At 38.8% G+C, this 12,011-nt stretch carries 7 protein-coding genes; 6 read left to right on the top strand and 1 reads right to left on the bottom strand.

What is annotated here, in order from left to right; all coding sequences use genetic code 11:
• The first annotated feature begins 118 nt into the window (after window positions 1-118).
• From Q0976_RS07260 to Q0976_RS07250, 3 genes are all read left to right on the top strand, one after another.
• Window positions 119-2,434 (top strand): hypothetical protein, encoded by a 2,316-nt coding sequence (locus Q0976_RS07260; protein WP_299492497.1) that lies wholly within the window; start codon window positions 119-121, stop codon window positions 2,432-2,434.
• A 194-nt stretch (window positions 2,435-2,628) separates the two neighbouring features.
• A complete protein-coding gene (locus Q0976_RS07255; protein ID WP_299492496.1) occupies window positions 2,629-3,042 on the top strand; it encodes a hypothetical protein in 414 nt (137 codons plus the stop codon).
• Window positions 3,043-3,095: 53 nt separating this feature from the next.
• A complete protein-coding gene (locus Q0976_RS07250) occupies window positions 3,096-5,306 on the top strand; it encodes an ankyrin repeat domain-containing protein (RefSeq protein ID WP_299492494.1) in 2,211 nt (736 codons plus the stop codon).
• Between the two features lie 54 nt (window positions 5,307-5,360).
• Here Q0976_RS07250 and Q0976_RS07245 read toward each other — a convergent pair whose 3' ends face one another.
• Window positions 5,361-7,463 carry a M4 family metallopeptidase gene (locus Q0976_RS07245; RefSeq protein ID WP_299492492.1) on the bottom strand — a complete coding sequence of 701 codons (2,103 nt, stop codon included), beginning with the start codon at window positions 7,461-7,463 and terminating at the stop codon, window positions 5,361-5,363.
• Between the two features lie 255 nt (window positions 7,464-7,718).
• Here Q0976_RS07245 and Q0976_RS07240 point away from each other — a divergent pair, with 255 nt between their 5' ends.
• The 3 genes from Q0976_RS07240 to Q0976_RS07230 all read left to right on the top strand — a co-directional run bounded on the left by Q0976_RS07240 (window position 7,719) and on the right by Q0976_RS07230 (window position 12,009).
• A complete protein-coding gene (locus tag Q0976_RS07240; protein WP_299492489.1) occupies window positions 7,719-8,168 on the top strand; it encodes a hypothetical protein in 450 nt (149 codons plus the stop codon).
• Window positions 8,169-8,510: 342 nt separating this feature from the next.
• A complete protein-coding gene (locus Q0976_RS07235) occupies window positions 8,511-9,974 on the top strand; it encodes a TolC family protein (protein WP_299492487.1) in 1,464 nt (487 codons plus the stop codon).
• Window position 9,975: 1 nt separating this feature from the next.
• Window positions 9,976-12,009, top strand: coding sequence for an efflux RND transporter periplasmic adaptor subunit (locus tag Q0976_RS07230; RefSeq protein ID WP_299492485.1), 2,034 nt, complete (start codon window positions 9,976-9,978; stop codon window positions 12,007-12,009).
• The last annotated feature ends 2 nt before the right edge of the window (window positions 12,010-12,011 follow it).

Raw genomic sequence — 12,011 nt, 5'->3', positions numbered from 1 at the left:
TTAGTTATTTAGTTATTTAGTTATTTAGTTATTTAGTTATTTAGTTATTTAGTTATTTAGTTATTTAGTTATTTAGTTATTTAGTGAGTTATTGTGGATATTAAGGCAAGGGAATGTCATGAAAAAAAATCAATTATTAATTTTATTATTACTCAGTACAATATTAAGTGCCTGTGGAGGAGGCTCTGATGACAGTGCAAATGATGAAGAGCAAAAAGTTCAATATACTGTGACGACAGTGATCAATGAAGGCGGCAATATTGCACCTGATATTGTTTATACCGATGGTAAAGACTCCACTGTTTTCACGATTACCCAAAATGATGGCTATGAAATAGACCAAGTATCAGGTTGTGAAGGCGTATTGAGTGGGAGTATTTATACCATAGATAAGGTATCTAGCGATTGTGCAGTGAATGTTATTTTTACAAAATTATTTCCGAATGATACTGATGCGCCCAATGTTATTGTTGAGTTTCCAGTGAAAACATCGAGAGCCGATGGACAGCAAATTACGATAAAAGGAAGGGTTGACGATATTGCGGGTGTGAAAGCCGTGAGAGTGAATGGTGTGGATGCCGAACTCATTTTTAGTGAAGATATTGACCATAAATCCGCTAAGTGGCAGATCAATTATATGTCGCCGGTTGATGAAACTGTGTTAATTGAAACTGAAGATATATACCGGAATATTAATACAAAAGCGGCTGAATTGACCATTATGAATGAATCTATTTCAGCCAATAGCCCATTTGTGATTGATAATATGTCTAGTCGTATGTTTATTCACGAAGGAGCGGGAGAGTTTTTTGAAGTTGATTTAGTAACAAAAGCCATTTCTCGTTTTAAGGCTTCTGGAATTAGTTCATATAACATTCCAATTAGTTATCAAGAGAAAACGGACAGCATTTTATATGTTGACAATGAGGAATATGAGTTACGAGTGGTTGCTATCTCTCCAGTCACTGCTCAAAGTGAATTACTGATGAATTATACGCTAGCGGTTGATACTGACTTATGGTCTTATGGGTGGGTTCATAGAGTCGATTTTTCACAAGATAAAGAAGCGCTATTCATTTTATTCAAGTATCTACTAGATGATGGAACATCTTCCATTAAGAATATGATGTTAAAGCTCAATATGGATACTATGGAGTTCGTTGTAGTGTTTGATGAGAAAACACTTAATAATCAATATGTCTATACTCATGATTTTGCTTACTCTTCCTATGGATTTGTGGTATTTGATGATAATTGGCTCGGAAGTCGTTTATTGTTTATTGATTATGATGGCATCAATATGTGGCCTTTAGAGACTTATACTAGCTTAAATATGATGAATATTAATGTAGATAATAATAATGTGGTTGTTTCTGGTAGGGACAGTATTGAGAATATTAATTTAGAAACAGGGATTGTATCTATAGTATCTAAAGATGAAGATGAAGATGAAGATGTAGGTGATTTAGCTATTCAACAAATAAACTATACTGATATTGATGTTGTCAATAACCAACTTTATTTAAGTGATCATGACTTAAATATATTAATGCAAGTAGATTTGAAGTCAGGTGAACGGTCTAAATTTATCAGTGATAATGTGGGAGGGGGGGACTTATTAGTATTCCCTTATAATATTGCTATTGATGATAATAAAAATATTGCTTATACCTTAAATAAATATGATGACAATAGTGGTACGGTTAAATTAATGGAAATTGATTTGAACACTGGGTTAAGAAAAAATATTTTTGAATTAGATGGAGTGTCCTATTGGGACTTATATGGGATGGTCTTTGACCAGGACTCACAAATTATCTATGTAAACAACTATGAGAAAGTGATAGCGATTGATTTAAATAAGAAGGCTCAATTTATATTAACCAGTCATTTTAATGGAGGAGGTATTTTATTTAACAATTTAAGCAGTATTATGCTAGATAATAAAAATAATCGATTATTAGCATTTGATAGCTCGATAGGAAACTTATTAGCCATTGATTTATCCACAGGTGAGAGAAGTTTAATTACTTCATCTGTATTAGTTGAAGATTTAAAAGGCATTAATACGGCTAGTTTAGATCAAGAAAACCAAGTTATTTATATGATCAGTGAAAATCGAAACCATGTTTTACAATTGGATTTAAAAACAAATCAAGTAGTAAAAACATTTGATTCATGTGAAGGGAGGGTTTTTGATGATGATATTTTATATTCTCTTTCTTTTAATAAAGAGAATAATGCACTTTTGTTGAATAGTTCTCAATTTATGCAATATAACTTTGATACGAAAAAATGCAATTATATCAATATTGATGTAAGTGCCAATGCTATCGATGTGAATGCATTGGGGCAGTTTTTTTCTATTGTATTTAGTGGACTATACCAAGTGGATTTAGAAACAAGCAGTAAAGTTGGCGTTTCAATGAACTGAATAACGTTATTATTTAATAGGTAAGCCTTGTTACTATTCTGTTTATTACAATGCTTACATTTTTTTAAAATGTTTCTTTTTAATCAATATTCGTTTGAAATAAAAACAGTTACTTTATTTTTATTGAATAAGGTTTGACTTGTGATAACGCTTACAAATAAAATAATTTAAAATCAATCATCTATAAATTAAATTTGAACGATTTATATACTAGTACTATTTTTGAAACATTAATTGGTGAATTGAATAAGCTATCAAAGAATGCCGAACTCATAGTGATGAATAATTGTGCGTCATGTCGAGTGAATAATCAATTTGATATGCACCTTATTTATTTAGAAGAAACACAAACTGTGCATATTGTTAGCTATATTCAGGTGCTTGATGATAATACTCGCATGTCTGTTTATGAAACTTTATTAGAAGCTAACTTTTTAGCCACGAGAGAGGGGGCTTTTGCTATCACGCCAGATAGGCATTATTTTACTTACAATGAAAGTCGATGTATTTATCAAGTTAGTCCATTTGAATTGGATATTATGATGTCCAGAGTCATTCAAATCAGTCAAAAAACCTTAAGTATTAACTCCGTTATATCATCAAATTGATGACAATGAAGTTTGATATCTAAATTTTAATTAAGAGCGTTATATTTACCATTATGCCAGATTTAAATCGTTTTATTCCATCCCCCGTTAGACACTTTCATGTTGATGAGCAATCTGTTGAGTTAATGCCAACTCATACTGGCGATAAGGTTAAACGTATTCCTGTATCCACAGAATTGATGGATCATTTAGTCAAAGCCAAGCAAACGATTTTATCAATAAAATATGATGAGGGAATTGAGTATATTGGTAATCAAAAAAATCATATTCAAGTCACAAGTGGTCAAAGTTACATTGATGCGATGGCGGGCAAACGTATAAATTTGTTCATTGATAAAGCCAATGGTGAGGTGAATCAAACGGCTTATAATCATTGGGATGAGTTGGGGCAAGCCGTTTTTCGAGCGAGAGTGACTCAAGGTTCGTTTTGCGGTGATGTAGGTCGCTTACTGTTTGTTAAATTAGCGGCTGAGCAGCACAGCATGCCCATACATCTAGCGGCATGGGATGGGGATCATTCTGTGGTGATCATCGGACACTTAAATGAAAAAGGGATGCCAGATGATAATGCGATTGTGGTGGATGCTTGGTGCTTAACGCCAACACCTGTGCTGTATAAAGACAGTCACTTTAAAGCGGTGACCATCAATAAAACGGCGCCGCCGACCACGAACATGGAAGGGGAGACAATGCGTCAACAAATGTTGACTATTTTAGCGGAGACCAAAAAAAGCGTTTTAAATACCGCCCAGAAGGATGCGTTATTGGGAAGCGTGGATTCCAGTAAATATTTACAGTCAAACGTTCAAGCTGAGTATAAAAAAGTGATCCCTAATTTTGAGATCTGTGAGGAGATTTTGCTCAGAGCCAATAAGCTATGGGATCACCCTTCGCCTTATGCCAATGATGTCAATAAAGTGGCTCGAATTTATCAAGAGACTCAAGGAAGAAATCGAACTTACTCCTTTGAAATAGACACTAAGGCCTACCTTGAATCGATGAGTGGCGTCCAAAAGTTTGGGATTTCTCAGGATGAAGAAAAAAATATTCGCTCAGGTTTTACTCAAGCGTTATTGAGTACTAGTACAAGTGTGGATGACTTAAATCGTTTATTACAGCTTGATCCGACAGCCATGCAAGTGAAAGATAAGCAAGGTCGTTTACCCATTCAATATGCCTTAGAAGCTTATTCTTTAGAAATGGATCCGGTTAAACGGCATGCATTGACTGAGAAGATAACCTTTTTAATTCAGCACCTCTCTTTTAATCATAAATCAGTTGCTCAAAAAATGTTTGCGGCTTGTTTTGAATTTACGCTGCAAACGAAAGCAGGTTATCCCATATTGAATGCATTGCTGAAACATCACCCACATATTGATGTAAACACCGCAATTAATCAACAAGGCCAAACACCTCTCATTGCGGCTATCTCAAGTGAAGATGGTGCGATGGTGAAATGGCTATTATCTCAAGAGAAATTATCATTATCACAATGCAATAAGCAAGGGGAGCATCCGCTTTTTGTCGCTTTATATCAGCCAGAAATGTTTCAATTGTTGGTGGCTAAAAATCAGCACGTCGTTGACTTAAGCATCAAAGATCCCGAGACGCAGAATACTTTGTTAATGGCACTCATTGAAAATTATCAGCCCACATTAAGTTTGGCTCAGTTAAGTCATCAGCGTCCTGATGTAAAGCAAATGCTGATGGATAATATGACGGAAAAGGATTTTTATGTAACCAATGGAAAGGGGCAAACAGTATGGGATTTGTGTTTTTCTCATCCAAGTATTTTGGCGCGTAATCATGACATGGTAAAACATTTATCTGTCAAAGCCCCCGAATTCATGTCGACAAATAATTTAAGTCGGCAGCATTATCAAGGGCAAACAGCATTAATGAGCATGGTGTACCAACAAATGCCTGAATTGGAGAAAATCGCCATTGAGCACATGTCACCTAAAGATTTGGGGATAAAGGATGAGTCAGGCAATACGGCCATTTCTCTTGCCGCTCATTACGGTAATGAACAAGCCCTTAGGTTGCTATTAGATAAAGCCAATGTGGAAGACTTACGTTTGAAAAATATTGGTTTTAAGCAAGAGTCATTGTATGAGTGGGCCAAGCATCGGTGTGAAAACCCTTCTTTTAAGACAAAGCTGCAGCGTAAATTATCTGGAACAGAGCTGCCTTATTGCCGAGTCAGTCAAACCTTGTTACAAGAGATTTATGATAATAAAAACTTAAAGCCTTTAAAGTCTTAATGAGACAAGGCATGCCAGTATAGTCTGGCATGCCTTTGATTGACTTATTTTCTATTATTGTAGTGGAAAATTTGTGTTGGAGAGATAAATCACAAATGATTGGACACGGGTGCCACTGTCGCCCAAATTGTCTTTTACTTCAAGTGAAACGTGATATTCACCGGATTGAGTATATTTGTGAACCACATTTTTACCTTGTGCTTGATGGCCGTCACCAAAATCCCAAAACCATTGGGTAATGTTACCGTCATTATCAATACTGTGACTATTGAAACGTGCGACGCCATAAGTCACGTGAGCGGAAAAGTTTGTAATGGGCAATTGATTGGGAGGCGTAGCCGTTGACTGGGCTACTAAGGTGGCGTTGTCATAGGCGGACCAAGCGTGAAGCATGATCCAATAAGTGCCTGAGGGGGATGCGGGCAAATAGCAGGCTTCTTCATTACCGGATTGATAAGGGCGGCAATCAAACTGATTAAAAGTGGGCGCTTCGCCCGCCCTGACATATAAGTCGGCGTCGCCAGTTCCCCCAGACAGCATGACACTGATGTCATTGGATGCATTATCAACATGGAAAGTGTAATAGGTTTTATTGCCTGTTGCGGCGAATACGTCGATGGGAGTGTTAAGTGTCAGTGGAATAGGCTCGGGTAAAGGGGTGGGCTCGGGGGCGATACAAGGTTCCACCCCAACTGCATTAAAGGCATGTTCAATATCCTCAACATTATAACCTAAATCAAAGGCGGCATTTTTAACTCCACAAGCGCCATCCCAAAAGTGACTATCGGCGGTCCAATAAATTTGGTTTGCCAGTAGCATTACCTCAAAGGCTTTACGGGTATCCCAGTTAGGGGTGGTGGCTAAGATATAAAAGGCTTTGTTAAAAATCCCAGAGCTGTAATGCACATTCATGCCATCAAAATAATCCTCTGGGTGATCGATTGAACGGCCATCCAGGGTGGGGTCATTCATATAACGTAAGGCACCATCGCCTTTAAAAATATCGGCGCCCACTTGCCAGTCGTTACTGCCATGCATGTAAAATTCGGCCGCTTCACCAGCCATGTCTGAGAACGCTTCATTCATGCCGCCTGACTGATTAACATAAATCAGGCCAGAGTTTTGCTCTGTGACGCCATGACTGACTTCATGAGATGACACATCTAAGCTCACAAGGGGGTGGAATCGGGTCATGCCGTCCCCAAATGTCATGGCACTGCCATCCCAAAAGGCATTTTCAAACCCTTTTGAATAATGGACGCGCATCGCGAGTTGGAAACTCAGCGGCGCAGTATCATACCACTCGCTGTACATGTTATAGATAACGTTGCCAAAAAAGTGGGCATCATTGAGTGGTGAAAAAGCGCCATTAACAGATTTAACGGTATTGCGTGGGCAGGTATATGCAAATGCCGTATTACCTTCAAAGCGATGGTTTAAGTTGATGGTTTTGACATTGGGTGAGTCCATAATACATTGATTGTTGTCGGTGGTGACATCCAGAAAATCAAAATCCGTTCCGTACTCATACTGCCCTGTTTTTAGGTTACCGCCAGGCCCCGTACCGATTGCGGTATAGTTAATGCCTTCCCACCGTTTAAGCACTTCACCACTATGGGCATCAATGATACTAAAAGGGCGGGTGGGCTGCTCACCATATTGAACATATGAGGTGATATAAACCAGTCTTGTTTGCTTTATGTCATCTAAGTAAATCCATAAGTCTGCTTGCTCGTTATAGAATGGCAACGCACTATTATCACTATCTTGAGTCTGACGTTTTGATGCTGTCAATGCTTGTTCTTTCGTCAATTTTGGTGTGATAAAACTGACGTTTTTTTCAATTTGAGTTAACAGCTTTCCGTTAAGATTAGAATAGACACCGAGTGCAGAGACATTGGCGCTGAGGGTATGGCCAAAAACAGGAATGCCATAAAAGCGTTGCTGTAGACGTTGCTTGATTTGAGCATTTTTGAGAGTGACGGTCTTAACAGGAATAAAATCACTGCCTTTTTCCAGTGATAATGCCTGTTGTAGATCATTTGTTGAGAGTGCTTGATGGCTCTTGGTGAGTTCCACCGTACTGGCGGCGAGACTGGATAAACTGAAAAGGGTTGAAATAGCGAGCACAAGAGGTGAGATCTTATTATTTTTCATTTTGTTATATATCCATTAAAAGTGATGATAAAAATCTGACATCCATTTCAAATAAATGATTTAAACATAAGTGTTGTAAACCATTACCGCTATTATTTATTAGGAAACAATTAATTATCCTATGGGGTGAGCATTTTATGGGCAATAGGATAAAAGAGTGATCTTTTGACCAGTAAGGCTTGATAAGCCTGATTTAACTTGAATAGTTATTTTTTAATGTTAGTCTACAAGGCCATTACATATTGAGAGTCTTGCGTGAGTTTAATCAGTCGGTCTATTTACAGAGCATTTTTTGTGTTGCTATTGTGTTTGAGTTTCATCACTCAAACGATGGCAGGTACGATGATGTCTTGTGAAGAGATGAATATGACTGAAACGAACATGCAAACCGATATGAAAATGGGAATGTTAACTCAAGCGTTATTAATGAAAGATCAGAGTCATCATCAGGCCCATAATGCGTCAGCATCTTGTGGGAAAGATATTGTGAGCGGCATGAATCAAGGTGCCAATCAATCAGCCCATCAGCAATGCCAACAATGTCATTGTGTCGTGGCTCCATGTTCGAGTCCTGTGGTGACTCAGCAATTACATTCCCATACCCCCTTATTGCTATTAGTGGCTCGACTCAGTGCTGTCTCTGTGGCTACTTCTTCGCCGTTAAACCCAACGTTATATCGCCCTCCTATTTATTTATTCGTTTAAGAATGACATAAATTTCAGTTTAGATACTTGTTAAGTCAGGCTTATTGTTCTTATATTTTAGGTAATACTTGCCACTAATTCAGTGTGATTAATGTCGCTTGTTGGTAACGTTTATTCAGCAAGCGGTTGTGTTGGATTAAAAGCTTGCCCTACCTTAATTATCAATAATTTCTGTCAAGACTAAATGGAATTTGAAATCGCTCATTTTATCACAGCTTGCGAATACGAAAAGACGTATTGATGTCCTAAAGATAAGTGCTACTCAGTACTCTCGATAAGGATGGGCTTTGTGTTAAATGAGTGGATAAACCATCATGATTGAATGTTAGGGAGAGCTGTTGAATGCGCAATAGACTCGATAATCATAAGTGCATAGATAGAAGTAAGTGGATATTGTTAAGTGTAATGTTTTTTGTGGGGATAAATGCTCTGGCTCGAGCCAATGAGGCAAGTTATCTGGCTGATGGGATAAGTTTTGAAACAGCGATTGATTTGGCGCAAAAGAATGATCCTTGGATAACGGGCAATATCCATCAACAGCAGGCCATAGAATCAAGAAGCTTAGTTGCCGGTACTTTGCCGGATCCTAAAATATCCCTCGATATGGCCAATTTGCCTGTCAATAGTTTCGATTTAGGACAAGAAGCAATGACGCAATTGAAAGTGGGCGTGTCTCAAGCATTCTCAAGAGGCGATACGTTGAGCTTAAAAGAACGGCAATTAGCGATTCAAAGCGAAGCGTATCCTTTTTTAAGAGAAGATAGAACCGCTAAAGTCGCTATTGCGGTGGGCAGTTTATGGCTGGAAATATATCGAATTGAGCAAAGTATTCGGCTGATCCACGATAACCATGCCTTATTTGAACAATTGGTGGATGTGACGCAAGCCAGTTATTCTTCCGCTGTTGGCAGAACGGCTCAAAAAGATATTATTCGTGCGCAATTGGAGTTAACACGTTTAGATGAGCGAGTGGATACTTTAAAACAGCAAGAATATCGATTGAAAGGACAGCTTGCTCAATGGTTAAGTGATTTCTCAACTCCAGAACAAGCGAGATTATTATTCAATCACACACTGCAAGGTAAAGGGCCGAATATTGAGATCGGTAATTTACTGCCCAATATTTCATTGCATCATACTGAATTATTCATTTCTGGAAAAACTGTCAGTCCTGAAACCTTGATGCCGTTTTTAGCCTTACATCCTTCTGTTATGGCGGTGGATAAAAAAATCAGCGCAACAAAAACAGGTATTGCCATTGCGAGTCAAAAATACAAACCAGAGTGGGGAGTGAATGCCAGTTATGGTTATAGAGCGGACGATCCGACAGGGCAGAGTCGTTCCGATTTCATGTCTGTGGGGGTAAGTTTTGATGTCCCCATTTTTACTGCGAATAGACAAGACCAAGAAGTGAAGGCGGCGGTATCAGATACGGAAGCAGCAAAAACGGATAAAATGTTGTTATTAAGGGAGCTTTTTGGGATTTACATGAGTGATACCGGGCGTTTGTACAGTATTAATCAAAGACTAAACTTGTATATCGATACACTCCTTCCCCAAGTGAATGATGAGGCTGAAGCATCGTTAACCGCTTATACCAATGATGATGGTGATTTTTCGGATGTGGTTCGCTCACGCATTACCGTGCTGAATGCCGAAATTGATAAATTAACGTTAGATGTTGAACAACAGAAAATTAAGTTAGCACTCAATTATTTATTTGTCGGTGAGCAACAACAAGCCAAGCTTTACCAAATGAAACACAATATCGCAAGCCAAGATAATGGCGCAAAGAGGGAGTATTAACATGAGGAACAATATTAAATCTTTGCTGATAGGTTTTGCTATTGGTGCAGCTTTTATTTTGATTTATAAACAATTTTTTGTAAGTGCTCCGCCAAAACAGGCAGGGGATCAAGTTCAAGCTCAACCACAGAAAAAAATCCTTTATTGGGTGGCACCAATGGATGCCAATTATAAGCGAGATAAACCGGGGAAATCTCCCATGGGGATGGACTTAGTGCCTGTTTATGATGATGCTGGACAAGGACCTGATGCTGGGCCGGGAACAATTAAAATCTCACCTAATGTTGTGAATAACCTCGGTGTGAGAACTGCGGTTGCAGGTTATAGCGCTTTGCATTCACAAATCGATACTGTGGGTTATGTTACCTATGATGAAGATACGATTATTCATATTCATCCTAGGGTTGAAGGCTGGATTGAGCAGTTACATGTGAAGGCGGTGGGCGATCCAGTCAAGAAAGGTGAAGCATTATATGATCTTTATTCACCTGAACTTGTGAATGCCCAAGAAGAGTTTTTATTGGCCATTGATAGAAAAAATACTCGGCTTATTCAAGCTGCCGAAGAGCGGTTGTTAGCATTACAATTGTCAAAGTCAGTGATTTCTACGTTAAGGAAAACGAAAAAAGTCCAACAGACAATCAGTTTTTATTCGCCTCAAAATGGTGTGGTCGAAAAGCTGAATATTCGAGAAGGCTTTTATGTGAAGCCTGGCTCAACATTGATGTCGATTGGTAATTTAGCGGATATTTGGGTTGAGGCTGAGGTGTTTGAAAGCCAAGCCGCTCAAGTCAGAGTGGGAATGCCTGTGGTGATGACGCTTGATTACCTTCCCGGTAACGTTTTCAAAGGTAACATTAATTATGTGTACCCAAGTCTAGATGCTAAAAGCCGTACCATGAAAGTCAGGTTGAAATTTCATAATGATAAAGGGGAATTTAAACCTAACATGTTTGCTCATATTAGTATTGATGTGAGCGCGGGAAATGAAGCGTTACTTATTCCAAAAGAAGCCCTCATTCGAACCGGTAACCAAGATAGGGTGGTATTAGCTTTAGGGCAAGGCCGTTTTAAATCCATTGCAGTCACTGCTGGGCGTTTTGATGCAAATAATGTTGAAATTTTAACTGGCTTGACAGCAGGAGATAAAGTGGTGAGTTCAGCACAGTTCTTACTTGATTCTGAGTCCAGCAAAACGTCAGATTTTAAGCGAATGGATCATGACATGAGCAGCATGGACCATGACATGGGCAACATGAACCATGACATGGGCAGCATGGATCATGACATGAGTAGCATGGACCATGACATGGGCAGCATGGATCATGACATGAGTAGCATGGATCATGACATGAGTAGCATGGACCATGACATGGGCAACATGAACCATGACATGAGCAGCATGGACCATGACATGAGCAGCATGGATCATGACATGAGCAGCATGGATCATGACATGAGCAGTAAGGATCATGACATGAGCAGCATGAACCATGACATGAGTAGCATGGATCATGACATGGGCAGCATGGATCATGACATGAGCAGTAAGGATCATGATATGGGCAGCATGGATCATGACATGAGCAGCATGGATCATGATATGGGCAGCATGGACCATGACATGAGTAGCATGCATGAGCAACATGACATGAACAATATGGGCAATATGAAAGGAATGAGTCATAGGACCAATCAAATGGCTCATCACAAGGGTGATGCCAGTCAGCACAATGTTGCCATGGCAACAGGTGTCATTAATCGAGTTAAGGTGAATGAAAATACACTCAATATTAGCCGTGGACCGATTGAAAAATGGGGACGCCCTGCTGCAACATTGGATTTTATTGTCAGTAAAAATATTGAGTTAAGTGATTTTAAAAAAGGTATGCAAGTGGATTTTACTTTTGAAGTGAAAAAAGGCGAGTTCATGATTAACCGCATCAAGCGTATTGATGCAACACCATCTAATGAGACGTCAGCGGCTTTAGGCGCTCCATCCAATACTCATTCACCCGCTCATCGAGCCATGTAGGA

It is taken from the genome of uncultured Shewanella sp., assembly GCF_947501665.1.
GTDB lineage: Bacteria > Pseudomonadota > Gammaproteobacteria > Enterobacterales > Shewanellaceae > Shewanella.
This window is presented reverse-complemented; position numbering and strand designations above follow the sequence as displayed.

Bases quoted from the DNA above. Each gene is read 5' to 3' on its own strand.
- Q0976_RS07230 (WP_299492485.1), top strand. From the start codon at position 9,976: ATGAGGAACAATATTAAATCTTTGCTGATAGGTTTTGCTATTGGTGCA.
- Q0976_RS07235 (WP_299492487.1), top strand. From the start codon at position 8,511: ATGCGCAATAGACTCGATAATCATAAGTGCATAGATAGAAGTAAGTGG.
- Q0976_RS07250 (WP_299492494.1), top strand. From the start codon at position 3,096: ATGCCAGATTTAAATCGTTTTATTCCATCCCCCGTTAGACACTTTCAT.
- Q0976_RS07245 (WP_299492492.1), bottom strand. From the start codon at position 7,463: ATGAAAAATAATAAGATCTCACCTCTTGTGCTCGCTATTTCAACCCTT.
- Q0976_RS07260 (WP_299492497.1), top strand. From the start codon at position 119: ATGAAAAAAAATCAATTATTAATTTTATTATTACTCAGTACAATATTA.